Origin of the sequence: Neisseria sicca 4320, assembly GCF_000193735.1 — a bacterium.
GTDB lineage: Bacteria > Pseudomonadota > Gammaproteobacteria > Burkholderiales > Neisseriaceae > Neisseria > Neisseria sicca_E.
Genome location: NZ_AEPF01000011.1, coordinates 16,217 through 40,477, shown reverse-complemented (window position 1 = coordinate 40,477; position 24,261 = coordinate 16,217). Strand labels below are relative to the sequence as shown.

Genomic DNA, 24,261 nt, shown 5'->3' with positions numbered 1-24,261 from the left:
GGCGGGCTGACGATTCGATAACGGCGGTATTTTGTTCCATAAATTGCCGCCTTCTGCGTTAAAAATACTCGCAAGATGTCCAATCTCGCTGCGTTTTTTGCCTTGAATCCGGCATTTCTGTGCCAAAATCCAGCCCGTTTCGAATCGCCCGTCCGCCCTGAGAAAAATAAAAGAGGGATTATAGCAGGTTGTCGTTAGGTCGGTTTGACAAAGGTCGTCTGAAAACAGAACGGTATTTTTCAGACGACCTCACATTCAGACACTTGAGTTTTCCCCACCCCACCCATATATCCGGTCTAGTTTTTACACATATCAGCAACCATCACTATCATGAGCAACCAAGATTTTTATGCAACACTCGGCGTGGCGCGCGGTGCGAGCGACGACGAAATCAAAAAAGCCTACCGCAAGCTGGCGATGAAATACCATCCCGACCGCAATCCCGGCGACAAAGAAGCGGAAGAAAAATTTAAAGAAGTTCAAAAAGCCTACGACACCTTGTCCGACAAAGAAAAACGCGCCATGTACGACCAATACGGCCATGCCGCGTTTGAGCAGGGCATGGGCGGCGGCGCGGGCGGATTCGGCGGTTTTGGCGGGTTCGGCGGCGCGCAGGGCTTCGACTTTTCCGACATCTTCAGCCAAATGTTCGGCGGAGGCGGGGGCAGCGGCCGTCAGCAAAACTATCAAGGCGCGGATTTGCAGGTCGGCGTGGAAATCACGTTGGAAGATGCCGCCAAAGGCATCAAAAAACGCATCAACATCCCGACTTACGAAGAATGCGATGTCTGCCACGGCAGCGGTGCAAAACCCGGTACGTCCGCATCAACTTGTTCGACCTGTCACGGTTCCGGCACGGTACACGTCCGCCAAGCTATTTTCCAAATGCAGCAGACTTGTCCGACCTGCCACGGTACAGGCAAGGAAATCAAAGACCCGTGTGTCAAATGTCGTGGCGAAGGCCGCACCAAAACCAGCAAAACCGTTGAGGTCAACATTCCCGCCGGCATCGACGACGGTCAACGCATCCGCTTGAGCGGCGAAGGCGAACCGGGTACGCACGGCGCGCCCGCAGGCGATTTGTACGTCAACGTCCGCGTCAAAGAACACAAAATCTTCGAGCGCAACGGCTTGGATTTACATTGCGAGCTGCCCATCAGTTTCGCCGTCGCAGCCTTGGGGGGCGAAGTCGAAGTTCCGACCTTGGACGGCAAAGTCAAACTGAACATTCCGAAAGAAACGCAAACCGGCCGCCGTATGCGCGTCAAAGGCAAAGGCATCAAATCCCTGCGTTCCAGCGCGACGGGCGATTTGTACTGCCACGTTGTGGTGGAAACGCCGGTCAACCTGACCGACCGCCAGAAAGAGTTGCTGGAAGAGTTCGAAAAAATCTCCACCGGCCTCGACCGCAGCCAAACACCGCGCAAAAAATCGTTCTGGGACAAAGTCGGCGAACTGTTTGACTGATTCGGGTTTGAAAACAGTAAAAGGTCGTCTGAAAGCTGATATCGTCGGCTTTCAGACGACCTTTCTTCAACCTGTTTAAAAGAAAGCCGCAGATATAGTGGATTAACTTTAAACCAGTACGGCGTTGCCTCGCCTTAGCTCAAAGAGAACGATTCTCTAAGGTGCTGAAGCACCAAGTGAATCGGTTCCGTACTGTCTGTACTGTCTGCGGCTTCGTCGCCTTGTCCTTATTTAAATTTAATCCACTATATAACGGATAGTTTGCAACCGATACACTTGATGCATAGCTACCTCGGGAATGGTTCTTTGACTACGACGATGCAGTATGTTATCGGTTTGAAATTGATCTGCTACGCGATATTCGGGCAGCTTTTCCGTAGGCAAAGCCTACGCTACGAATGAAGGAAATCATTCGGTTCTAAATGGATATAAATACCCACTTACCGCTATTACGATATTCCTCTCTTCATTTTCCGCAGAATCAATATCCCCCAAAACAAAACGTCGTCTGAAAACTTTTCAGACGACGTTTTGTTTGTATTGACTTACCACATTTTCGACAATGTTTTTTCCACTTCAGCTTTGACTTGCGCGCCAAAGCGGCGGCTCAGAAGTTTTCTGAAATCATCTTCGGGCGTGTAGCTGACCAGTTCGGGGGCTTTGACGACATCGCGGGCGATGCTGTACACGTTGCCGAAGTCATCAATCAGTCCGACTTTTTTGGCTTCAAGGCCGGTATAGACGCGGCCGCTGAATACGTCGGGGTATTCTTTGTCTTTCAATTTTTCACCGCGTCCGAGCTTGACGGCTTTGATGAATTCTTGATGGGTGTCTGACAGCATGGTTTCCCAGATTTTCGCCTGTTCGGGCGTTTCGGGGGTAAACGGATCGCCCATGCCTTTGTTGCTGCCTGCGGTTTTCAGACGACGTTTGATACCCAGCTTCTCCATCAGGCCGGTTACGTCGAAACCGCCGCCGATCACGCCGATACTGCCGACAATGCTGGAGGGGTCGGCGTAGATTTTGTCCGCGGCGGCAGCGATGTAGTAGCAGCCGGAGGCGCACATATCTTCGGCGACGACATAGACGGGGATGTCTTTATGTTCGCCTTTCAGACGACGTATCTCGTTAAAAGCGGTATTGGAGACAACGGGCGAACCGCCGGGGCTGTTGGCGCGGATGACGATGCCTTTTGCATTCGGATTGCTGTAAGCCGCCTCCATGCTGTCGCGCAGCATTTTGACCTGGTCGTCCATGCGGCCGCCGATTTCGCCTTCCAATGTGATGACTGCCGTATGTTCTTTGCCTGCTGACAGGCCTTGTCCGGCAGTGCCGTCGTCCGAACCGAACCATAGCGCGGCAAACAGCAGGACGCCGATGACCCGCCAGAAGTTGCGCCAAAAACGGGCGCGCCGCTGCTCTTTATAAGCGGCAAGCAGTACGTCGCGCAACACGTCCCGTTCCCAGCGGCCTTCCGGGCTGTCCGGACGTTTATCGGGGTATCCGTTGGTTTCTTGCATAATTTTCCTTTGTTTCTAAATAAATCCTAAATCAGGTTTAGGGCATTTTATAACGAAACTTCCGGCTGAAAAACCTTCCGTTTACTCGAATGCCTCAAAATACGCTAACAGGGTTTGCGGCAGCCATTGCAGGTTCAGACGACCCTCGTCGCGGCTGACGAACGCGGCGTGTCCGCCGTATTGGGGTTGCAGCAGCGTAACGGCGGAAGAAACCTCTTCTCCCGTCGGCAAGGCTTTCGGCGGCAGAAACGGGTCGTTGATGGCGTTGAGCAGCAAAAGCGGCGTACGCACGGTTTTCAGCCAAGGCTTGCACGAAGCGCGGCGGTAATAATCATGCCGGTCGGCGAAACCGTGCAGCGGCGCGGTAAACCTGTCGTCAAAATCCCCCAGCGTTTTGCATTCTTTCAACGAGGTCGTCTGAAAACCTGTTGCGGCGGCTTTGGGTAATAAAGATTTTAAAAAATAGCGGGTGTAGAGCAGTTTTGACATTCCCTTATCAAAGCGCGTGCCTGCCGCTGCCGCATCCACCGGAGCAGAGACGGCGGCAGCGGCGTAAGGTACGGCAGCCATGCCCAGACTGCCGTATTCGCCCAAATATTTTGCCAGCGCATTGCCGCCCAAAGACACGCCCGCAGCATAAATCCTGCGGTAGCGTTCAGACAGCATTTCCAGCATAAAGCTGATTTCCCGCGTATCGCCCAAATGATAAAACACAGGCGCGGTATTCTCCACGCTGCCGCAACTGCGGAAATGAACCACCACGCCGTTCCAGCCTTTTTCAATGACCGCGCGCATCAATTCGACGGCGTAATGGCTGAGGCTGCTGCCCTCCAATCCGTGAAACAAAACCACCAAAGGCGCATCGGGATCGGCGGCATCGACAAAATCACAGGCAACCAAAGTGCGTCCCGTACTGTCCCCCAACAGCTCGCGGCGGTAGGCAGGTGCGGGGCGTTGAATGAATTTGGCAAATATTGTGTCCGCATGACCGTTGCGCAGCCATAAGGGCGTATTGGGACATAAGGTTTCCATTATTTGAAATCCTTCCTGAAAGCAACATAATAAACTAACAACGCTGTCAGCGCCTATCGATCCATCCCGCCCGAACATCCGTCGGATAATGTACGCCTAAATAAACCCGTGAAAACCCCGTCAACAAGGCAAACAAGATGCCGACGGCAAAAGCGGTACGGCGGTATGCAGTCCGATAACACAATAGAATCAGCATCACTGCGACTGCGGCGGAAAATGTACTATGCCCGCTCGGAAACGAAAAATTGACTTCTTCGACGGCACGAGACCAAAGCAACGGGGGCGGACGCTGTATCCATTGCCTTTATACAAAGCATATTCCAAGTCGGCAACAATGCCGCCAAAGGCACGAATACCGCTGCCCGCAGTTTGCCAAACCGCTACAGGCACCTCGCCGCCAAACAGGCCAGCGGTACGGCGACGGCGGTTTTACCCAGATAATGAAGCAACAGCGCAATCGGAAAAAAACCATTGTCCCGTCTGTCCGTAAATGACAAACATCAACGGACGTTCGAATGCAAAACTCCCGCTATTTTCCAGACGGACGCCGATATAAACAGAAAGAGACAAAAATGCCACAGTGTCAGTTTGTACAAAACGGCGGGAAAAAGAAAAAAATTAAGCATAGATCAGAGAAAAAAATTAAGTTTGAATCAAATATCCGACAAACAAGCCGCGTTCGCAATCAAGAAAGACGAACTGATAGTCTTTGGCATTAATTTTTGACAATTATTGCTTTTTTTTCTCTGGAAAATCAGGTAAACCGAATAAAGATACCGCGAGAGAGTGTTATTCTGACCATACAAACCAAACGGCATCCGTATCGTTTCCCGTCAGGGCAGGCGGATGGTTCCGATAATAATTTTATTCAACATTCGGAGGTTATTATGTCTGTGTCAGTATTGTTTTTAGAGGCGATTGTGGCTGTCGGCCTGGCATCCGTCGCCGCCATCGGCATACTGTGGGCAAGCGGATCGGATTGGTAATCCGTCCGTATGCCGTCCCGTAAAAGGTCGTCTGAAAAACAAAATGTTTTTCAGACGACCTTTTTTATAGTGGATTAAATTTAAATCAGGACAAGGCGACGAAGCCGCAGACAGTACAAATAGTACGGCAAGGCGAGGCAACACCGTACTGGTTTAAATTTAATCCACTATATTAATTTAACGTTTGTTTGAAATAAAGCGAACCTATACCTGCCACCCGCCCTCCGAAATGATAATGCCCTATCCTTTTCGCAGACGGAACCCGCACTACGGTTTCCCTCCCCTTGCCTGCTAAAGAAAACGGTTGAGTGAAAATAATACATTGATTCTGGGAAGGCTCATATTCAAGCAGTCGCCTACTCCGGAAAAATGAATAGATTCAGGGCAATGTCGTCTGAAAATCTGAATTTCGAGGTTTCAGACGACCTTTTTAATCGGCAACCATCATTCATATTTGATTGGATGCGGCGGCAACGACGAAACGGGTTTTTTAAATTTTCATCCGCTATGTTGAAAATCGGCTTGATTTCGGATGGATGCCGCTTGCTGCAAAACAAAACGTCGTCTGAAAAACTTTCAGACGACGTCTGCATCCGCTTTAGCGTATGTCGATGTGCGCGCCTTCGTGCAGTTCGCGCAGCAGGTTGATTTCCGCCTGTTCGGCTTTTTTGCGCGACAGATATTGACGTACGGTATTGTGTTGGCGCTCTTCGGGCGTACCGGCCTCACGGACGTCGTTCAGCTTGATGATGTGCCAGCCAAATTGCGTGCGTACGGGCGGGCTGACTTGGCCGGGTTTGAGTTTGTGGACAGCTTCTTCAAACGGCGCAACCATCATGCCGTCGGCGAACCAGCCCAAATTACCGCCGCTGCTCGCGCTACCGTCTTGCGAATATTGGCGCGCCAAACCGGCGAAGTCTGCGCCGCTGCGGGCTTGTGCGTAGATTTTGCGGATGGTGCTTTCCGCGCCGGCCGCAGCGTTTTCGTTGTCGGCCTTAATCAGAATGTGTTGCGCATTGTATTGACGCAGCGGCTCGCCTTCGGGCAGGGCGATGCCTTGCTGTTTCGCCTGTTCGATGGCGCGTGCAACTTCGGCATCGCTGACGCGGCTGTGCTGCATGACTGCCTGTTGGCGCACTTTTTCCGCGATAATGCTGTCCGCAATTTCACGGCGGATAGAGGCAGACGGAGTTTTCAGTGAAGGATTCGCGGCAATGACCGCCTCGATTTCCGCATTTTCCGCCTGAATATTCTTGCGTTTGCCCGCTTGGACAATCAGGGATTGGTTGATGAGTTGCGCCAGAACTTGTTCGCGCAATTCGTTATCGCCGATCTGTGTGCCTTTAGGGATGGCTCGGCGCGCCCGTTCGACTGCCTGCGCCAGTTGGCGGCGGGTAATCACTTCGTTGTCGGCGATGGCGGCAATGCCGTCGCTCAGACGTACGCCGTCAGAACGGGTTTCGGTACCGGTCGTCTGAACAGCGACGGGTTTGACGGATTTTTTTACTGTTTTGGCCTTAGGGGCTGCGTGTGCGTTCAATGCCAGACCGAGTGCGGCGGCAAGAATCAGGGGTTTGACGTTCATGGGGTAACTACCTCGTTGGTTTTGCTGTAGCCGGGAATGGCCAAGCGCAGTTTTTCAAATGGGTTGTTGCCGAGATTGCTCAGGTCTTTGAGTTGGAGATTGAAGAAAACGGCATTTTTGCGGCTGTTTTCGCCGGTCACGTAACGTTGTCCGACGAGGCTTGCGCTCCAGCAGCCGCAGTTGCTTTTATATTCAGCCCCCACCAGCATTTCGAGCGGTTTCTTGGCTTGGATTTCGTAGTTGTAACGTGCAACGGCGTAAAGGTTTTTACGGATAGGCCATTGCGCCGCCAAATCGACTTGGCGGATTTTGTCGTAGAAATAGTTGCCGTCGGATTGCAGGTAAATGCGTTCGTTGCGCCCGTATTTGTAACGCGCGCTCAATACTTTGCCCGGCTCGGGATTGTAGCGGATGGTCGCGGCGTAGCTTTCGGCGCGGCTTTCGTTTTGGTTGTAGTGGATGTCGAATCCGGCGTGGATGCTGTTGCTCAGTTTGCTGTGCGCAAAGCCGACCCAGTCGGATTGGCTGCGTTCGTAACGGCCGACGCTGCCGTCCAGCAATACGTTGTCGTTTTTGAAATAAAACTTCTGTCCGATACCGGCGCGGAACAGCTCGGTGCCGTTGTTCGGGTCGAGGAAGCGGGTTTGCGCGGCGGCGGTCAGGCTGTTGGCGGAGTTGATACGGTCGTTGCCGACGTATAAGTTCTCACGGAAAAGCTGGTTGTAAGAGAAGCTGTTTTCCGAGGTGTCGAAATTGGGTAAGTCGTTTTGGGACTTGGTCGGGATGTAGTTGTAGAACAGGCGCGGTTCGAGGGTTTGCAGATAGGCGTTGCCGAACAAATTGGCGTTGCGCTCGAAGGTCATGCCGGTATCGACGTTGAATATCGGCAATACGCGGCTGACGCGGCGGCCGGATTGGTTGCCGAACGAGCCTAAGTCGTAATAAGTCGCGTGTACGCCGATCTTCGGACGGATATAGCCCCATTGGTTGTTGAAATCCCAACGGACGCTGGGATACAGCACGGTACGGCTGCCGTCTTGTTTGCTGTCGTGTACGAAACGGGTGAACTGGCTGAATACGTTGATATTCGCCTTGCCCATGGTTTTCTGCCAACGTCCGGTCAGGCGCGGCATGATGGCGTAGGGTTCGTCTTTGTAACCGTTTTGGTTGGCAAGGGTTTGGTATTTCTGTACGTTCAGCGCACCGTCAAAAGAGCCGCCCCAGATATTGTCGCCGTAGTTCAGCCACAGTTGGCGGTTGAGGTTGACGTTGCTGGCAATGTCCTCGCGTCCGTAGAAGTCGCGGTAGTAATTGTCGTCTGAAACCTGATTGAAGCTGATGCCGCCGCTGAGTTTGTCGGTCAGTTGGTGGTTGTGGTCAAACTTGATTTGATAGCGGTTGTTTTCTTTTCGTTTTTTATCGTGCGGCATCCAATCGCCGTCAATGACGCCGTTAAATTTCGGCTCGAGATAGCGAATCTGTCCGCCAAGCTGCACGCCGCGCGAGCTGATGATGCCGGGGCGGAAGGTGGCGTCCAAGTTGGGGGCGAGGTTGAAATAATAGGGAAGGGCGAGTTCCAAACCGTCCGAACCGGTTGCCAGCGTCGGAACCAACAGACCGCTCTTGCGATGGCCGTTGAGCGGGAAATCCGCCCAAGGCGTATAAAGCACGGGAACGCCGCCGAACACCAGCGACGCGTCTTTTGCCACGCCTATGCCCGTTTCCTGATCGGTTTCGATGCTTTTCGCTTTGATGTACCAACTCGCATCGCCGGGCGAGCAGGTATTGAATTTGGTGTTGATGAGCTTGTACAGCCCTTTGCCTTTCATTTCCGCCTTTTCACTGACGCTTTGGAGGCGGCGGCCATCTTTTTCGGTATCAACGCGGACATATTCGCTCGAGCCGGTATTGTCTTTCAGGTTGTACACCAAAGTATCGCCGCTGACGGTCGAACCGTCTTGATGCAGCTTAAAGCGGTCGCCCGCCCTGACGGTATCGCTGATTTGGTCGTAATCCGCCCAATCGGCGTTCAACACTTCCTGGTTACGTTCGATGATGACATCGCCTTCGGCGCGGACGGCGACTTTAGATTGTCCGGCAACCCTATCCGCAATCACGCGGGTGTAATCCTGCGGCAGGGCTTCTTCGCCGCTGCGTTTGATTTCAGGCTGCTTGTTTGCTTCGGAAGCCTGATGCTGGCAAAACAGGCAGGTATCGCCCAAGGACAATTTGTCCTGATCGGCCGGACGATGGTTCTCCACGCTTTGAACCGCAGGCGGGGTGGTCTTTACCGGCTCGTAATCGGCAGGTTGCGGCAAAGATGCATTTTGCGCATATGCCCCTCCCGCGCCGAAGCCGACGCTTAACGCCAAAACCAATGGTTTGAGTGAAAATAAACGAGCCAAAATCGCCCCTTAAATCGGTTTGCCAGTTAGAATAGCGGTTATTTTAACCTGAAAATCCGCGACACCGCTATGCAACGACAAACCGAATTACAAAATTGGCTTCACGCCGTCTATCCCGAACAAAACTTCGAATTGAGCTTCGCCGCCGCCGATGCCGACTTCCGACGCTACTTCCGCGCTACTTTTGCCGACGGCAAGACCGTCATCTGCATGGACGCGCCGCCCGATAAAATGAGCGTCGCTCCTTACCTAAAAGTGCAAAAACTTTTCAATATGCTTAACGTTCCCCAAGTATTGCATGTGGACGAAACGCAAGGATTTATGGTGCTCAACGACTTGGGCAGCACCACTTTCCTGACCGCCATGCAGCAAGAACAAAGCGCGGATGCACACAAAGTCCTGCTGCTTGAAGCCATAGACGAACTGGTCGAGCTGCAAAAAGCCAGCCGCGCGGGCGAATTGCCCGAGTACGACCGCGACATCATGCTGCGCGAAATCAACCTTTTCCCCGAATGGTTCGTCGCCAGAGAACTCGGACGCGAACTCAACTTCAAACAACGCCAGCTTTGGCAGCAAACCGTAGACACCCTGTTGCCGCCGCTGCTTGCCCAGCCGCAGGTGTACGTCCACCGCGACTTCATCGTCCGCAACCTCATGCTCACAACCGGCCGACCAGGCGTACTCGACTTCCAAGACGCACTCTACGGCCCGATTTCCTACGACTTGGTTTCCCTCCTGCGCGATGCTTTCATCGAATGGGAAGAAGAATTCGTCTTGGACTTGGTCATCCGTTACTGGGAAAAAGCCCGCGCCGCAGGATTGCCCGTACCCGCAGCGTTTGACGAGTTTTACCGCTGGTTTGAATGGATGGGCGTACAACGCCATCTGAAAGTCGCCGGCATCTTCGCCCGCCTGTACTACCGAGACGGCAAAGACAAATACCGCCCCGAAATCCCGCGCTTCCTCAACTACCTGCGCCGCACCTCTCGCCGCTACACCGAGCTTGCACCGCTTTACGCGCTGTTGGTCGAACTGGTCGGCGATGATGAATTGGAAACCGGGTTTACGTTTTAAAAGGCAGATGGCTTTGTGCCACTCTTGATAACGAAAGAGGTCGTCTGAAAATCCTGAAATGGGTTTTCAGACGACCTCTTTATAATATGTGAATTCGGGTTTGTCCACTGTGCCAATTTAAGCTTGGCTCGACAACAATCAAAACATCAATATCGTCATTCCCGCTCAGGCGGGAATCCAGGTTTTCGGTTTTCAGAAATACTTAGAGATTACTGCAATTTCAAACTTCTGGATTCCTGCCTACGCGGGAATGACGGCTGGGCCTTTTTGTTCAGGTTTGCCATGTATAGCTGACTTTATTGGTTTTATGCTGCACTGCCAACGATGGGCATTTCCATTCTATTGACACATAAAAACAGCGTATCTCAAGGATACGCTGTTTTCATCATTACTTTCCCATCATTGATGATGAATACCCAATACTTTGGCGTTGTGGCTGATGATTTCTTCGGCAAGCTGCGGGTTGTCGTTGAGCTTGATGCCGAAGCCGGGAACAAGTTCTTTCAGACGACCTTCCCATGAGGAAATGCGGCTTGGGAAGCATTGGTGGATGAGCTTGATCATCAAAGGTACGGCGGTTGATGCGCCGGGAGATGCGCCCAAGAGTGCGGCGAGCGAGCCGTCGGCGTGGGCGACGATTTCGGTGCCGAATTGGAGGACGCCGCCTTTTTCGGAGTCTTTTTTGATGATTTGAACGCGTTGACCTGCGGTGATCAGTTCCCAGTCGTCAGGGTTTGCTTCGGGGTAGTATTCCAGCAGGGAGGCGAAGCGTTCTTCTTTGGTTTTGCGCAATTCGCCCAAGAGGTATTTGGTCAGGGGCATATTTGCCCAGCCGGCGCGCAGCATGGGGTAGAGGTTGTCCAAGTGGATGGACAGGGGTAAATCCATGAGCGAACCTTGTTTGAGGAAGTTGGAGCGGAAACCTGCATAAGGACCGAACATGAGGTGGCGTTTGCCGTCGACGTTGCGGGTGTCGAGGTGTGGAACAGACATCGGAGGCGCGCCGACGGAGGCTTGTCCGTACACTTTGGCGTTGTGCTGCGCGGCGGTTTCGGGGTTGCTGTTGCGGAAGAACAGTCCGGAAACGGGGAAGCCGCCGTAGCCTTTGCCTTCGGGGATGCCAGATTTTTGCAGCAGGGTCAGTGCGCCGCCGCCTGCGCCGAGGAAGAGGAAGCGGGTGCGGAGGGTGAGCTGTCCGTCGGGGTTGCGGGTGTCGCTGGTTTTGAGTACCCATGCGCCGTCGGATTCGCGTTTGATGTCGTCGACGTGGCGGTTGAACTCGGTTTTGACGCCTTTTTCGCGCAGGTATTGCACCATTTGGCGGGTCAGGCTGCCGAAATCGACGTCTGTGCCTTCGGCGGAGTAGTTGGCGGCGACGGGTTGTCCTTCTTTACGGCCGTTGATGACCAGCGGCGCCCATTCGGCGATTTTGGCGCGGTCGGTGGAGAATTCCATCCTTTCGAAGAGTTTTTGGGATTTGAAGGCGTCGAAACGTTTTTGCAGGTAGTCGCAATGGTCGGTGTTCATGACCAGCGACATATGCGGGACGGTATGGATGAAGGAGTTGTCGGTGATTTTGCCTTCTTCGACAAGCGATGACCAGAACTGGCGGCTGATGTGGAATTGTTCGGCAATATTGAGGGCGCGGGTCGGGTCGATGGTGCCGTCTGCGCCGAGCGGGGCGTAATTGAGTTCGCATAACGCGGAATGCCCTGTGCCGGCGTTGTTCCAAGCGTTTGACGATTCCAACGCTACGTCTTCCAAGCGTTCGATAAGGGTGATTTCCCAAGACGGTTCGAGTTCTTTGAGCAAAACGCCCAAAGTCGCGCTCATAATGCCTCCACCCACCAAGACAACATCTGTTGCTTCAGCCATGGTTGTACTCCTAGAAACAGGCATATCCTGCCTTTATGATTATCCGTTGTATTACGAACGCCTGTTTCGGCGGTAAAACCTGCTGGCGCGGTGTTTTTGGCGTGGAAGATTGCGCGCGGGTTTTACGTTTTGAACCGATGTTAAACCGTTCATAATATGTTATTGAGAATTTAGTGGATTTTTCTGAGAATTGCAAAGATTTTCTGTTTGGATTTACATAAACGCGGTTTGAAAAGGTCGTCTGAAACATTCAGACGACCTTTATTTATCAGGTGTTTGGCGAGGTTATGCCTGATTTCATTCACTTCTTAAAGACTTCAGATTGTCAGCAAGATGGACGTGTTTTGATGAAAAAATGAAGAAGAAAACGTTTTTTCAGGATGCGTCATAAGCTGCCGCTTTTTCGAGCAGTTTTGACCTTGCCTGCGGCCATTCTTCGCGCAGCAGGCTGTATTCCACCGTATCGCGCACGCTGCCGTCTTTGCGCAGCTTGTGGCAGCGCAAGACGCCGTCTTGGTGTGCGCCCAAGCGTTCGATGGCGCGTTGGGAGGCGGTGTTGAGGTTGTCAGTCTGCCAGCAGGCGCAGCGGCAGTTTAAAGTGTCGAAAACGTAGTCGAGCAACATGATTTTGCAGGCGGTATTGATGCGCGTGCGCCGTGCCGACAGGGCGTACCATGTGAAACCGATGTAGAGGCGTGGGATGGCGGGGTCGATGTGGTAAAGCGAAGTCGAGCCGACGATTTTGCCCGTGTCTTCGTCGATGACGGCAAAGGCGAGGCGGGTTTGCGTAGCGGTGCGGATGTAGTCCGCCACTTGGTGGGGTTCGGGCGCGCTGGTTACGTTCAGCTTCCAAACTTCGCCGTCGCAAACTGCTTCGCGCAAACCGGCTTCGTGTGCCGCCGTCAAAGGTTCGAGACGGACGCGGTCGAAGGACAAAACGGGAGCGGATGAGAAATCAGTCATGGGGTTTCCTTTGTATTTGATGGTTTGAGTTTTCAGACGACCTTTTATAGTGTCTTAAACGGGGGTCGTCTGAAAACTATTGGTCAATGATGTTTGAACACCAGCACGCCCGACTCCGATACAAACCCGTCCAGCGGCAGGTCGTGCGGTTCGCGCGGCAGCGTGTCAACCAGTTGGCAATCGAAGCCTACGCCTATGGTTTTTGCCTGTAAACGGTATTTCATCGCCGCGAGCGTCGCGTCGTAATAGCCGCCAGCCTGCCCCAAGCGGTAGCCTTCGCGGTCCATGCCGACAATCGGGACAAGCAATATCGATAAACCGTGTACGCGGATTTTGCGTCCCGTAAACTGCGGTACATGCAGCTTCGCCCTGCCGCGTTTGCGTTCTTGTTTCGCCCCGTCGGCAGGATAGGGTGTGAACCACATCCGCCGCGAATGCGGTTCGATATAAGGCAGATAGAGTTTGGCGCCGCGTTTTTGCGCCGCACGCACAAAGCCGTCCAGCCGCAGCTCGCTGCCCATCGGCCAATACACGCCGATCTTCCGCCCCTTCTTGATATAACGCTTGAGCAGGCGGTTAACCGTTTGCCCCGCCGTCAACCGTCCTTGATGCCCCATCTGCGCGCGGGCGCGGCGCAATTCTCGGCGCAGGGCGTGTTTTTCCTCATTCCTCATTTCAGACGACCTTTTGAGTGTTGTTGTAGAATACGGCGATTATAAACGCTCCGTTAACATCAAAACAGGATTCCGCCATGTGGCATATCGTCCTTATCGGCTACCTCTTCGTCGCCGTCATGTATTCCGCCGCCCAGCCCAGCATCGTGCGCGCTTTGATTTATTTGGTTTTTTGGGCGGTCCTGCCCGTCGCGTTTACCGTTTTCACCGTCACCATCCGCCGCCGCAACCGCCTGATGAAGCAGCAGGAAAAAGAAGCATTCGAACAAAACCGCCGCGCAGCCGGACAAGAAGGCGGTAAACACGACGGCAGTGCATAAAATCCCTTTTCAGACGACCCCTTATCCGCTATAATCCGTCAGTTTTCCATTTCGGAAACACACTATTTTTTAAAACTTATGCCCACTTTCGCCGAAGGGTGCTTGACAATAGGCGCAGCCTATCAAGTTCTATGCGATTGAATGTGTGCTCTTAACCCTTTCAAGGAAATAAAATGTCTCAAATTACTATGCGTCAGATGATTGAAGCCGGCGTTCACTTCGGCCACCAAACCCGTTTCTGGAACCCGAAAATGGCACAATACATTTTCGGTGCGCGCAACAAAATCCACATCGTCAACCTGGAAAAAACCCTGCCGATGTTCCAAGAAGCGCAAGAAGCCGTACGCCGTCTGGTTGCCAACAAAGGCACCGTGCTGTTTGTCGGCACCAAACGTCAAGCGCGTGAAATCATCCGCGAAGAAGCTACCCGCGCCGGTATGCCTTTCGTCGATTACCGTTGGTTGGGCGGCATGCTGACCAACTACAAAACCGTTAAGCAATCCATCAAACGCCTGGAAGAAAAAACCGCTGCTTTGGAAAACGCTGCCGAAGGCGGTTTCAACAAAAAAGAAATTCTGGAAATGCAACGCGACGTTGAAAAACTGGAACGTTCTTTGGGCGGTATCAAAAACATGAAAGGTCTGCCTGACGCGATTTTTGTTATCGACACCGGCTACCAAAAAGGTACTTTGGTAGAGGCTGAAAAACTGGGCATCCCTGTTATCGCCGTAGTCGATACCAACAACAGCCCTGACGGCGTGAAATACGTTATCCCCGGTAACGACGACTCCGCCAAAGCCATCCGCCTGTACTGCCGCGGCATCGCCGACGCAGTTTTGGAAGGCAAAAACCAAGCGCTGCAAGAAACCGTAGCCGCTGCCCAAGAAGCTGCTGCCGAGTAATCCGGCAAACCGAAGAGGGGCGTTATGCCCCTTTTCTCAAATCCCGTTCTGAAACCTTTTCAGACGACCCCATTCCCAAACACGGATACCCTGTGTTTCCCCAAAATCTAGGAGATTCAAAATGGCAGAAATTACTGCAAAAATGGTTGCCGACCTGCGCGCCGCTACCGGCCTGGGCATGATGGAATGCAAAAAAGCCTTGGTTGAAGCCGAAGGCAACTTCGAAAAAGCCGAAGAAATCCTGCGCATCAAATCCGGCGCGAAAGCCGGCAAACTGGCTGGCCGTACCGCTGCCGAAGGCGTATTGGCTTACGCCATCAACGGCAATGTCGGCGCATTGGTTGAAGTAAACTGCGAAACCGACTTCGTTGCCAAAGACGCAGGCTTCGTAGAATTCGCCAACTTCGTTGCGAAAACCGCTGCCGAGAAAAAACCGGCTACCGTTGAAGAATTGAGCGAACTGGTTGAGACCGAACGCAAAGCCATCATCGCCAAATTGGGCGAGAACATGTCTGTCCGCCGCTTCCAAGTCATCGACACCGCCAACCAACTGGTTGCCTACATCCACGGTGCATTGGCTACCGAAGGCGTATTGGTTGAGTTCAAAGGCTCTGAAGACGTAGCGCGTAAAATCGGTATGCACATCGTTGCCGCCAAACCGCAATGCGTCACCGAAGCCGAAGTAGATGCCGAAACCATCGAAAAAGAACGCCACATCTACACCGAACAAGCTATCGCTTCCGGCAAACCTGCCGACATCGCCGCTAAAATGGTCGAAGGCCGTATCCGCAAATTCTTGGCTGAAATTACCCTGAACGGTCAAGCATTCGTAATGAACCCTGACCAAACCGTTGCCCAATTCGCTAAAGAAAACGGCACCGAAGTTGTTAGCTTCGTACGTTACAAAGTAGGCGACGGCATAGAGAAAAAAGCTGTCGATTACGCAGCAGAAGTAGCCGCTGCCGCCAAAGTGTAAGGCAGAGATGAAAAAGAAAGCACCTGGATTCCAAACGAATCAGGGTGCTTTTTTTTGAGAGCTACACTGTTTAAAATACTGTCGAAAAGAAAATATAGTGGATTAACTTTAAACCAGTACGGCGTTGCCTCGCCTTGCCGTACTATCTGTACTGTCTGCGGCTTCGTCGCCTTGTCCTGATTTAAAGTTAATCCACTATATTTCATCATCAATACATAATAATTTATCCAAACCCATATACCCACGGAAAACGCGTTACCCTGTCAGCCAAACATCCCGAAAGGTCGTCTGAAAAATCAAACGCCCTTTCCCCAAATTGAAGCAGCGCCACAGGATGAACTGAACATTTGGAACGAATGGTCAGTTCGCTCTGAATAATCGGCGCTATCCACCTAAAGAAAGCAAGGTATCCCATGACACAGCAAATCAAATACAAACGCGTATTACTGAAACTCTCCGGCGAATCCCTGATGGGTTCCGACCCTTTCGGCATCAACCACGACACCATCGTCCAAACCGTCGGTGAAATTGCCGAAGTCGTCAAAATGGGCGTACAAGTCGGCATCGTCGTCGGCGGCGGCAACATCTTCCGCGGCGTATCCGCCCAAGCAGGCAGCATGGACCGCGCCACCGCCGACTACATGGGCATGATGGCGACCGTCATGAACGCACTCGCCCTCAAAGATGCCTTCGAAACCCTCGGCATCAAAGCGCGCGTACAATCCGCGCTTTCCATGCAGCAAATCGCCGAAACCTACGCCCGCCCCAAAGCCATCCAATACCTTGAAGAAGGCAAAGTCGTCATCTTCGCCGCCGGTACGGGCAACCCCTTCTTCACCACCGACACCGCCGCCGCCCTGCGCGGAGCCGAAATGAACTGCGACGTCATGCTCAAAGCCACCAACGTGGACGGCGTTTATACCGCAGACCCGAAAAAAGACCCGTCCGCCACGCGCTACGAAACCATCACCTTTGACGAAGCCTTGAACAAAAACCTCAAAGTCATGGACGCGACCGCCTTCGCCCTCTGCCGCGAACGCAAACTCAACATCGTCGTCTTCGGCATCGCCAAACAAGGCTCGCTCAAACGCGTCGTTACTGGCGAAGACGAAGGCACGCTGGTTCATTGCTGATTTACATCGGGCAATGCATTGAAGTGATTTGATCAAGCAAAAGGTCGTCTGAAAAACCGAAACTTGGTTTTCAGACGACCTTCTTTTTTCTCAATATCCTCTCCCCTATGTATGGTAACGGATGGTCGGAAATCCAAAGATTGCATGCGGCAACGTAACGCATTCGTGGCCTGCAAAATTCATCTAAATTCTTCTAAAAAACTGTGGATTTGAGATTTGGTCAAACCCGTTTTATCCGTTTTCATTTCGGTGAAGCCGGATTTTCAGACGACCTTTTTCCCATCCCGTACCCGCAAGCCCCTTTCCACCTGTCAAATCCCCCCGAAAAAGCGTACAATTCCACGTTTATTTTTGAATTCATTATATTTTCAGACGACCTCCGTCAGAGAAAAGAGGTCGTCTGAAACCATTAGGCACGTTGAAACACATGACCCACATGATTTACCCCAAAACCTACGACGTCATCGTCGTCGGCGGCGGCCACGCAGGCACGGAAGCCGCGCTTGCCGCCGCACGCATGGGCGCGCAGACGCTTTTGCTCACACACAACATCGAAACGCTCGGACAAATGTCGTGCAACCCCTCCATCGGCGGCATCGGCAAAGGACATTTAGTACGCGAACTCGACGCGCTCGGCGGCGCGATGGCGTTGGCGACCGACAAATCCGGCATCCAGTTCCGCCGCCTGAACGCCAGCAAAGGCGCGGCGGTGCGTGCCACGCGCGCACAGGCGGACCGCATCCTGTATAAAGCCGCCATCCGCGAAATGCTGGAAAACCAAGAAAACCTCGACCTCTTCCAGCAGTCGGTTGACGATGTAACGCTCGACGGCGACCGCATTTCAGGCGTAATCACCGCGATGGGCGTGGAATTTAAAGCCCGCGCCGTCGTGCTGACCGCAGGCACGTTTTTGTCCGGCAAAATCCACATCGGTTTGGAAAACTACGAAGGCGGCCGCGCCGGCGATCCCGCCGCCAAATCGCTCGGCGGACGTTTGCGCGAGTTAAACCTGCCGCAAGATCGTCTGAAAACCGGCACGCCGCCGCGCATCGACGGCCGCACGATTGATTTCTCCCAACTCACCGAACAGCCCGGCGACACGCCCGTGCCCGTCTTCTCCGTGCGCGGCAACGCCGAAATGCACCCGCGCCAAGTGTCCTGCTGGATTACGCATACCAACCTGCAAACCCACGACATTATCCGCAGCGGTTTTGACCGCAGCCCCATGTTCACAGGCAAAATCGAAGGCGTCGGCCCGCGCTATTGTCCGTCCATCGAAGACAAAATCAACCGCTTCGCCGACAAAGACAGCCACCAGATTTTCCTCGAACCCGAAGGCCTGACCACCAACGAATACTACCCCAACGGCATCTCCACCAGCCTGCCGTTCGACATCCAAATCGCGCTCGTGCGCAGCATGAAAGGCCTTGAAAACGCCCATATCCTGCGCCCCGGCTACGCCATCGAATACGACTACTTCGACCCGCGCAACCTCAAAGCCAGCCTCGAAACCAAAACCATCCAAGGCCTCTTCTTCGCCGGACAAATCAACGGCACGACCGGCTACGAAGAAGCCGCCGCACAAGGCCTGCTCGCAGGCGCAAACGCCGTGCAATACGTCCGCGAACAAGACCCGCTCCTGCTGCGCCGCGAACAAGCCTACCTCGGCGTATTGGTGGACGACCTCATCACCAAAGGTGTGAATGAACCCTACCGCATGTTCACCAGCCGCGCCGAATACCGCCTGCAACTGCGCGAAGACAACGCCGACATGCGCCTGACCGAAGACGGCCACAAAATCGGCTTGGTGGGTGAAGCGCAATGGCGCATGTTCAACGAAAAACGCGAAGCCATCGAACGCGAAATCCAGCGTTTGAAAACAACGTGGTACACGCCGCAAAAACTCGCCGAAGACGAACAAATCCGCGTGTTCGGACAAAAACTCAGCCGCGAAGCCAACCTGCACGACCTCCTGCGCCGCCCGAACCTCGACTACGCCGCACTGATGACGCTCGAAGGCGCAAGGTCGTCTGAAAACCTCTCCGCCGAAGTCATCGAACAAGTCGAAATCCAAGTCAAATACCAAGGCTATATCGACCGCCAAAACGAAGAAATCGACAGCCGCCGCGACATCGAAACCTTAAAGCTGCCCGACGACATCGATTACAGTAAAGTCAAAGGCTTATCCGCCGAAGTGCAGCAAAAGCTCAACCAGCACAAACCCGAAACCGTGGGGCAGGCCAGCCGCATTTCCGGCGTAACCCCTGCGGCTGTGGCATTGCTGATGGTGCATTTGAAGCGCGGGTTTAAGGGGGCGAAGTAGGCTTGTCTGCCGATGGTGCAAAATGTGGAAAGGTCGTCTGAAAACCAAGAATCAGGTTTCAGACGGCCTTTTAAATATCAGAACATATCCATATGATTAAACCAAGACATACTTATGCTGTCATTCCCGCGCAGGCGGGAATCCAGAAGTTTAAAATTACGGTAATCTCTAAACATTTCTGAATGGCTAAGGTCTGGATTCCCGCCTGCGCGGGAATGACAGCATAGGTATTCTTACTTGAATTTATGATTAAACAAAGGGATGACATGGAAACCCAAACTTTAGAAAAACCCACTTTCGATACACAAGACGAATTCAAGCGTAAGCCGATAGCCGAAAACATCATCAGGCTGCTTACTTCGCCCATCGACCTTTCCCCCATGGTTATCGACGGTGGCTGGGGAACGGGCAAAACCGAATTTTGCCAAAAACTGATTCGGCTTATGCAGCAGCAACATCCCAATTACCAGCCCGTCTATATTGACGCCTTCCGTTCAGACCACAGCGGAGAGTCTCTGCTGGCATTGCTTGCCGAAATCATCAAAACCTGTACGCCTGAAGATATTGGAGAGCAGCCGTCTGAACAGCGCAAAAATATTACGAGGAAAGTCGCGAAAGCCGCAGGATTCGTGATGAAAACCGTTGCTAAGGCAGCGGTTGGTCATGTTCTAAAGCAAAATACAGACGATTTGGCAGAAGGATTACAACAGATAATAAATGACGGCCAAGATGCAGACAGTTTGGCCGAAACCGTAACCGATGCTGCTGCCACAATCGCCAGCTACACCATCGATGCAACCGTCGAAGCCTTGTTGAAAGAGCAAATCGAAGCAGAAAAAAATCTGGAAACGCTCAAAGCCTGCTTGAAAGAATTGGCAGCGGAGAAACCGATAATCCTGTTTATCGACGAACTCGACCGCTGCCGCCCCGATTACGCCGTCGATATGCTGGAGGTTATCAAGCATATCTTTGATGTCGAAAACGTCAAAGTCGTGCTGGTGACGAACACCAAACAACTGCGCGCGGCGATTAATCATCGGTATGGGGTGGAAGTGGATGCACAAAAATATTTAGATAAATTTTTGAAGTACAGCTTTGCCTTGCCTGACAAGGTTTCGGTTCGTTCTTGGGGAGGATGGGCTTTAGTTTCAGTTGAATATTTCAAACAGTTGATACGAACCAGTCATATGGCTAGTGAGCTACGAGGCTTAATTGATGAAGAACACAATGTAACAATAAATTTTATCAGCGATATGATAGAACGAAACGATATATCACTTAGGGAAACGGAACGATTAGTCCGATTTTTAGAGATATACCATTCTTTGAGTAGAGGAGGATTAGATAGTCGGGAAATGTGGCAATATATACTGCTGCGTATTACGGGGGTATTTATTTTCTGCTTCTATCCGAGTTTAAGGGAGAATATAAATAAAAATCGTACTGATGCCAAAGATTTTGCTCGATTGTTTAATATTCAGTCTTTAGCAAATATTCCGAAAAATATTTCAGGTGGTATTCATACAAGTACAAATGTAATTGCTATGATGCTCATTCTAAATAGCCAAATGGATACACATTTTAACTCTGATAACCTTCATAATCCAGAATCATGGGAAGACCTTATAAATAAATATTTTTTTAAGAATGAAGAAATTTTTCCTCTAGGAATAGATAGCGTTCTTTATATCCTAAAAGAAACCTTCGAAGTCCTCAGCCTTGAACAAACACCGCAATAAAAAAGGTCGTCTGAAAACACAAAAACCAAGTTTTCAGACGACCTCTCTTTAAGCAATATGGTGCCGGAGAAGGGAATCGAACCCCCGACCTTCGCGTTACGAATGCGCTGCTCTACCGACTGAGCTACACCGGCACGGTGTTCGTTATCATATACATAAACGGGATGATCAGCAAGTTCGTATTTCCCGATAAAGTCGTTGCTCGGTGAAAATATATGCCGTGTTTTCAGACGACCTTTTTTAAAAAGACTGTATGGGGATATTATTTTGATTCTTGACTTTCCACTCCTTCCACCCGCCCGGAAACGGCAATGGGTTGGGCAGGTTTATCCGGAATCGGCAAGTTGTCAGCCTCTGTCCGAATATAATATTTAACAGTGAACAAGCTAAATCTGAATGATGGGTTCGACCGCGAGGTCGGATGAACGGGAGGCGCAAAACGTGTTGCATCAAGATTCAATATTTCGGACGAACACTTGCGAATTACGGCCGTTGGCAAGGTAGTCGCGGCGGCGTTCTTCGGGCAATGCGTCGAGAGAGGTCGTCTGAAAACCGCGTTCGGCAAACCATTCGCCTGTGCGGGTGGAGAGGGCGAACAGGCGGCGGATGTCCATGGCGCGGGCTTTTTGGAAGAGGTGGTCGAGCAGCATTTCGCCGTAGCCGCCGTCACGGGCTTCGGGGGAGACGACGAGGCAGGCTAGTTCGCCGATTTCGGGATCGTCGAAAGTTTTGAGGGCGACGCAGCCGTAGATATTGCGGTCGTGTTCGAGGACGGAGAAACCGGAGATGTGGTTTTCGAGATATTCGCGGCTGCGGTGCAACAGGATGCCTTGTTCTTCAAGCGGGCGTATCAGGGCGATGATGTGCGGGATGTCGCGGCTGTGGGCCTGGCGGATGGAGACGAAGGCATCGCGGGCGATGGCGGTACCGCAGCCTTCGCGGGTAAAGAGTTCGCGTAAAAGTCCGCCGTCTTCGCGCCCGCTGAGGATTTGAACGCGGCTGACGCCGTTTTCGACGGCGTTGACGGCGGCTTGGAGCAGGCGCACGGGGACGTTGTGTGCGGTTTCTATCAGGTTGCGGACTTCGCCTGAGGACAGGGTGGACATGAGGACGCCGTCGGCGTTGCAAATGCCGGCTTCTTCGGTCAGGTACACGAGTTTTTCGGCTTGAAGGGCGACGGCGACGGCTTCGGCGGCTTCGCTCATGCTGAGGTTGAAGGTTTTGCCGCCGTAGGAGTGTCCGAGCGGACTGATAAGGACAATGGCGTCGTCGTCAAGGCGGCGGTTGATGGAGTCGGTGTCGGTTTTGCGGACGATGCCGGTGTAGCCCATGTCTATGCCGTCAATGACGCCGAGCGGACGGGCGGTGAGGAAATTGCCCGAAGCGGTGGGAATCGGTTTGTTGCGCAAGGGGGCGGATGCGCTGCTGCACAGGGCGGCTTCGATGTCGCTGCGTATCATGCCGACCGCCTGCTTGGCGTCGCGCAGGGTGGCGTCGTCGGTAATGCGGCGGTTGCGATGGTATTGCGGAACGAATTGTCTGTCGGCGGCGAGGCGGTTGAGGAAATGGCGCGTGCCGTGTACCAATACGAGCCGCACGCCCAAGCCGGCGAGCAGGTGGAAATCGGCGGCGAGCCGGTTCAGGGTGTCGCCTTCGAGCAGGCTGTCGGTGATGCCGATAACCAGTGTTTTGCCGCGCAGGTAGTGGATATAGGGCGCGGCTTCGCGAAAATCGGCAACAAAACCCGGAGATGTGTTCATAGCAAGACCAGATAGAAAAGCTGCATGATGAGGACGGTCAGCGCGACCAGTACCGCCAGCGTCCAGTTGAAGCCTTCTTCGGATTTGGCGGGTTTGGCAGCGGCAGCCGCCATCAGGGCTTGGAACTCTTCAGTCCGCCGTTTTTCTTCTTCTGCCCGTCGCTTTTCCTCTTCGGTGCGCCGTGCCGCCTCTTCTTTGGCTTTTTTGGCGCGTTCGGCGCTGTCGAGCAGGCTGGCGATTTCGTGGCGGGAGAGTTGTTTGCGGTTGCGGATGTTGCCGCCCATGTCGTGTACGAGGCGGACGTCGGTAACGGCGTTGGGCAGCGTGTCGGGATTGGCGGGAGCGGAAGACGGCGCCAGGCTGTCTTTGGCTTTGAACAGACCTTCGCATTTATTGCAGACGACAAAGCCTTGTGCGACGTTGAGCTGGGTGTCTTTGACCCAAAGTGAGGTTTTGCAGTGTGGGCATATACAGGCGGGCATAGGGGTTTTCCGTGTAAAGTGTGGAATGTGTTGTTTTAATGTGTGTTTGATTGGGGTGGGTCGTCTGAAAAAGGGATTGTCCGTTTTCAGACGACCTTTTGTTTATCGTATTTTAGGCGACGCCGTAGCGTTCGCGGTAGGCTCTGACCGGCTCGAGGAAGCCGCCGAATTCTGCGTTGTTTTGCAGGAGAGTGAACAAGTCGTTCAGATTGGCAATGGCAACGACGGGCAGGCCGTATTGTTTTTCCACTTCCTGAACGGCAGACAATTCACCCGTACCTTTTTCCATGCGGTCGAGTGCGATGGCGACGGCGGCGGGGGTCGCACCTTCCGCTTTAATCAGTTTGACCGATTCGCGCACAGATGTTCCCGCAGAAATCACGTCGTCGATAATCAAAACTCGGCCTTTGAGCGGCGCACCGACCAATACGCCGCCTTCTCCGTGGTCTTTCGCTTCTTTGCGGTTGTAGGCAAACGGCACGTTCACGCCTTTTTCAGCCAGCATCATCGCAGTTGCCGCCGCCAAAATAATGCCTTTGTAAGCAGGGCCGAACAGCATGTCGAATTTTACGCCGCTCTCGATAATCGCCTGCGCATAAAACTTCGCCAGTTGCAGCGTCGATGCGCCGTCGTTAAACAGTCCGGCGTTGAAAAAATAAGGCGACTGACGGCCTGCCTTGGTCGTGAATTCACCGAATTTCAATACATTCTGCGCCAGCGCAAACTTGAGGAAATCTTGACGGAAATCGGACATTTTGCTTCTTTCGAAAGATATAGTGGATTAACTTTAAATCAGGACAAGGCGACGAAGCCGCAGACAGTACAGATAGTACGGCAAGGTGAGGTAACGCCGTACCAGTTTAAAGTTAATCCACTATATTGATTTATAAAGGAAGAGATTATAAAGGATTCATGAGGAAAATGCAGGTCGTCTGAAAAAGTGAGTTGATTTGATGTGTTTCCTGCCAATAAATTGTTAACTTGGTTATAATTTAGTTATATTTTGTTTGTAAATTTACTTGAATTAACTATTACATATGGGTCG

Annotated in this window: 20 protein-coding genes, 1 tRNA gene and 1 pseudogene; 10 read left to right on the top strand and 12 right to left on the bottom strand. The window is 52.6% G+C overall.

Annotated elements, in window-relative coordinates; translation table 11 throughout:
- Positions 1–330 precede the first annotated feature (330 nt).
- On the top strand, positions 331–1,467 hold the full coding sequence (gene dnaJ / locus NSCA4_RS0101250; protein WP_016686465.1) for a molecular chaperone DnaJ: 1,137 nt from the start codon (positions 331–333) through the stop codon (positions 1,465–1,467).
- A 545-nt stretch (positions 1,468–2,012) separates the two neighbouring features.
- On the opposite strand, the gene NSCA4_RS0101245 is transcribed toward dnaJ, so the two are convergent.
- The 3 genes from NSCA4_RS0101245 to NSCA4_RS15900 all read right to left on the bottom strand — a co-directional run bounded on the left by NSCA4_RS0101245 (position 2,013) and on the right by NSCA4_RS15900 (position 4,296).
- Positions 2,013–2,987, bottom strand: coding sequence for a S49 family peptidase (locus NSCA4_RS0101245; protein WP_016686464.1), 975 nt, complete (start codon positions 2,985–2,987; stop codon positions 2,013–2,015).
- An 81-nt stretch (positions 2,988–3,068) separates the two neighbouring features.
- The gene (locus NSCA4_RS0101240) at positions 3,069–4,019 is read right to left on the bottom strand and encodes a YheT family hydrolase (protein ID WP_016686463.1); all 951 of its coding nucleotides are present in this window, start codon (positions 4,017–4,019) and stop codon (positions 3,069–3,071) included.
- A 46-nt stretch (positions 4,020–4,065) separates the two neighbouring features.
- Positions 4,066–4,296: a phosphatase PAP2 family protein gene (locus NSCA4_RS15900; RefSeq protein ID WP_255265255.1), complete on the bottom strand. Its 231-nt coding sequence runs from the start codon at positions 4,294–4,296 to the stop codon at positions 4,066–4,068.
- 238 nt (positions 4,297–4,534) lie between these two features.
- Here NSCA4_RS15900 and NSCA4_RS15400 point away from each other — a divergent pair, with 238 nt between their 5' ends.
- A complete protein-coding gene (locus NSCA4_RS15400; RefSeq protein ID WP_176621460.1) occupies positions 4,535–4,738 on the top strand; it encodes a hypothetical protein in 204 nt (67 codons plus the stop codon).
- A gap of 332 nt (positions 4,739–5,070) precedes the next feature.
- A pseudogene (locus NSCA4_RS14875) lies at positions 5,071–5,178 on the top strand (IS5/IS1182 family transposase); the annotation flags it as partial.
- 425 nt (positions 5,179–5,603) lie between these two features.
- Here the strand turns inward: NSCA4_RS14875 and NSCA4_RS0101225 are convergent.
- Positions 5,604–6,590: a peptidylprolyl isomerase gene (locus tag NSCA4_RS0101225; RefSeq protein WP_016686460.1), complete on the bottom strand. Its 987-nt coding sequence runs from the start codon at positions 6,588–6,590 to the stop codon at positions 5,604–5,606.
- Positions 6,587–8,995 carry an LPS-assembly protein LptD gene (locus tag NSCA4_RS0101220; protein ID WP_029609433.1) on the bottom strand — a complete coding sequence of 803 codons (2,409 nt, stop codon included), beginning with the start codon at positions 8,993–8,995 and terminating at the stop codon, positions 6,587–6,589. The genes NSCA4_RS0101225 and NSCA4_RS0101220 overlap by 4 nt, the downstream gene beginning before the upstream one ends.
- 69 nt (positions 8,996–9,064) lie before the next feature.
- Here NSCA4_RS0101220 and amgK point away from each other — a divergent pair, with 69 nt between their 5' ends.
- The gene (amgK, locus tag NSCA4_RS0101215) at positions 9,065–10,069 is read left to right on the top strand and encodes an N-acetylmuramate/N-acetylglucosamine kinase AmgK (RefSeq protein WP_016686458.1); all 1,005 of its coding nucleotides are present in this window, start codon (positions 9,065–9,067) and stop codon (positions 10,067–10,069) included.
- A 399-nt stretch (positions 10,070–10,468) separates the two neighbouring features.
- Here amgK and NSCA4_RS0101210 read toward each other — a convergent pair whose 3' ends face one another.
- The 3 genes from NSCA4_RS0101210 to NSCA4_RS0101200 form a co-directional block, all read right to left on the bottom strand.
- Complete coding sequence (locus NSCA4_RS0101210) at positions 10,469–11,944, bottom strand: malate:quinone oxidoreductase (RefSeq protein WP_016686457.1); 1,476 nt, start codon at positions 11,942–11,944, stop codon at positions 10,469–10,471.
- 375 nt (positions 11,945–12,319) lie between these two features.
- The gene (locus tag NSCA4_RS0101205) at positions 12,320–12,907 is read right to left on the bottom strand and encodes a GNAT family N-acetyltransferase (protein ID WP_016686456.1); all 588 of its coding nucleotides are present in this window, start codon (positions 12,905–12,907) and stop codon (positions 12,320–12,322) included.
- A gap of 83 nt (positions 12,908–12,990) precedes the next feature.
- Complete coding sequence (locus NSCA4_RS0101200; RefSeq protein ID WP_016686455.1) at positions 12,991–13,581, bottom strand: 5-formyltetrahydrofolate cyclo-ligase; 591 nt, start codon at positions 13,579–13,581, stop codon at positions 12,991–12,993.
- Positions 13,582–13,658: 77 nt separating this feature from the next.
- On the opposite strand from NSCA4_RS0101200, the gene NSCA4_RS0101195 reads away from it, so the two are divergent.
- From NSCA4_RS0101195 to NSCA4_RS0101170, 6 genes are all read left to right on the top strand, one after another.
- On the top strand, positions 13,659–13,901 hold the full coding sequence (locus NSCA4_RS0101195) for a hypothetical protein (RefSeq protein ID WP_016686454.1): 243 nt from the start codon (positions 13,659–13,661) through the stop codon (positions 13,899–13,901).
- A 173-nt stretch (positions 13,902–14,074) separates the two neighbouring features.
- Positions 14,075–14,803 (top strand): 30S ribosomal protein S2, encoded by a 729-nt coding sequence (gene rpsB, locus NSCA4_RS0101190; protein ID WP_002243114.1) that lies wholly within the window; start codon positions 14,075–14,077, stop codon positions 14,801–14,803.
- A 121-nt stretch (positions 14,804–14,924) separates the two neighbouring features.
- Positions 14,925–15,779, top strand: a complete 855-nt coding sequence (gene tsf, locus NSCA4_RS0101185) for a translation elongation factor Ts (RefSeq protein WP_016686453.1) — start codon at positions 14,925–14,927, stop codon at positions 15,777–15,779.
- Positions 15,780–16,192: 413 nt separating this feature from the next.
- Positions 16,193–16,912 carry a UMP kinase gene (gene pyrH, locus NSCA4_RS0101180; RefSeq protein ID WP_003741378.1) on the top strand — a complete coding sequence of 240 codons (720 nt, stop codon included), beginning with the start codon at positions 16,193–16,195 and terminating at the stop codon, positions 16,910–16,912.
- Positions 16,913–17,339: 427 nt separating this feature from the next.
- The gene (gene mnmG, locus NSCA4_RS0101175; protein ID WP_016686452.1) at positions 17,340–19,235 is read left to right on the top strand and encodes a tRNA uridine-5-carboxymethylaminomethyl(34) synthesis enzyme MnmG; all 1,896 of its coding nucleotides are present in this window, start codon (positions 17,340–17,342) and stop codon (positions 19,233–19,235) included.
- A gap of 266 nt (positions 19,236–19,501) precedes the next feature.
- Entirely contained in the window at positions 19,502–20,974 is a 1,473-nt protein-coding gene (locus NSCA4_RS0101170; protein WP_036537881.1) for a KAP family P-loop NTPase fold protein, read from the top strand.
- 58 nt (positions 20,975–21,032) lie between these two features.
- On the opposite strand, the gene NSCA4_RS0101165 is transcribed toward NSCA4_RS0101170, so the two are convergent.
- The 4 genes from NSCA4_RS0101165 to pyrE form a co-directional block, all read right to left on the bottom strand.
- Positions 21,033–21,108 (bottom strand) — tRNA-Thr (locus NSCA4_RS0101165).
- A gap of 315 nt (positions 21,109–21,423) precedes the next feature.
- On the bottom strand, positions 21,424–22,734 hold the full coding sequence (gene argA, locus NSCA4_RS0101160; RefSeq protein ID WP_016686450.1) for an amino-acid N-acetyltransferase: 1,311 nt from the start codon (positions 22,732–22,734) through the stop codon (positions 21,424–21,426).
- Positions 22,731–23,216, bottom strand: coding sequence for an MJ0042-type zinc finger domain-containing protein (locus tag NSCA4_RS0101155; protein ID WP_003759233.1), 486 nt, complete (start codon positions 23,214–23,216; stop codon positions 22,731–22,733). Before NSCA4_RS0101155 ends, argA begins: the two co-directional genes overlap by 4 nt.
- Positions 23,217–23,328: 112 nt before the next feature.
- Positions 23,329–23,970 (bottom strand): orotate phosphoribosyltransferase, encoded by a 642-nt coding sequence (gene pyrE / locus NSCA4_RS0101150; protein ID WP_016686449.1) that lies wholly within the window; start codon positions 23,968–23,970, stop codon positions 23,329–23,331.
- Between the last annotated feature and the right edge of the window lie 291 nt (positions 23,971–24,261).

Excerpts from the sequence above, each read along its gene's own strand:
- NSCA4_RS0101200 (WP_016686455.1), bottom strand. The coding sequence starts at position 13,581 with ATGAGGAATGAGGAAAAACACGCCCTGCGCCGAGAATTGCGCCGCGCC.
- pyrE (WP_016686449.1), bottom strand. The coding sequence starts at position 23,970 with ATGTCCGATTTCCGTCAAGATTTCCTCAAGTTTGCGCTGGCGCAGAAT.
- pyrH (WP_003741378.1), top strand. The coding sequence starts at position 16,193 with ATGACACAGCAAATCAAATACAAACGCGTATTACTGAAACTCTCCGGC.
- NSCA4_RS0101245 (WP_016686464.1), bottom strand. The coding sequence starts at position 2,987 with ATGCAAGAAACCAACGGATACCCCGATAAACGTCCGGACAGCCCGGAA.
- NSCA4_RS0101195 (WP_016686454.1), top strand. The coding sequence starts at position 13,659 with ATGTGGCATATCGTCCTTATCGGCTACCTCTTCGTCGCCGTCATGTAT.
- NSCA4_RS0101170 (WP_036537881.1), top strand. The coding sequence starts at position 19,502 with ATGGAAACCCAAACTTTAGAAAAACCCACTTTCGATACACAAGACGAA.
- amgK (WP_016686458.1), top strand. The coding sequence starts at position 9,065 with ATGCAACGACAAACCGAATTACAAAATTGGCTTCACGCCGTCTATCCC.
- tsf (WP_016686453.1), top strand. The coding sequence starts at position 14,925 with ATGGCAGAAATTACTGCAAAAATGGTTGCCGACCTGCGCGCCGCTACC.
- mnmG (WP_016686452.1), top strand. The coding sequence starts at position 17,340 with ATGACCCACATGATTTACCCCAAAACCTACGACGTCATCGTCGTCGGC.
- NSCA4_RS0101205 (WP_016686456.1), bottom strand. The coding sequence starts at position 12,907 with ATGACTGATTTCTCATCCGCTCCCGTTTTGTCCTTCGACCGCGTCCGT.
- rpsB (WP_002243114.1), top strand. The coding sequence starts at position 14,075 with ATGTCTCAAATTACTATGCGTCAGATGATTGAAGCCGGCGTTCACTTC.
- NSCA4_RS0101225 (WP_016686460.1), bottom strand. The coding sequence starts at position 6,590 with ATGAACGTCAAACCCCTGATTCTTGCCGCCGCACTCGGTCTGGCATTG.
- argA (WP_016686450.1), bottom strand. The coding sequence starts at position 22,734 with ATGAACACATCTCCGGGTTTTGTTGCCGATTTTCGCGAAGCCGCGCCC.
- dnaJ (WP_016686465.1), top strand. The coding sequence starts at position 331 with ATGAGCAACCAAGATTTTTATGCAACACTCGGCGTGGCGCGCGGTGCG.
- NSCA4_RS0101210 (WP_016686457.1), bottom strand. The coding sequence starts at position 11,944 with ATGGCTGAAGCAACAGATGTTGTCTTGGTGGGTGGAGGCATTATGAGC.
- NSCA4_RS0101240 (WP_016686463.1), bottom strand. The coding sequence starts at position 4,019 with ATGGAAACCTTATGTCCCAATACGCCCTTATGGCTGCGCAACGGTCAT.
- NSCA4_RS15400 (WP_176621460.1), top strand. The coding sequence starts at position 4,535 with ATGCAAAACTCCCGCTATTTTCCAGACGGACGCCGATATAAACAGAAA.
- NSCA4_RS0101155 (WP_003759233.1), bottom strand. The coding sequence starts at position 23,216 with ATGCCCGCCTGTATATGCCCACACTGCAAAACCTCACTTTGGGTCAAA.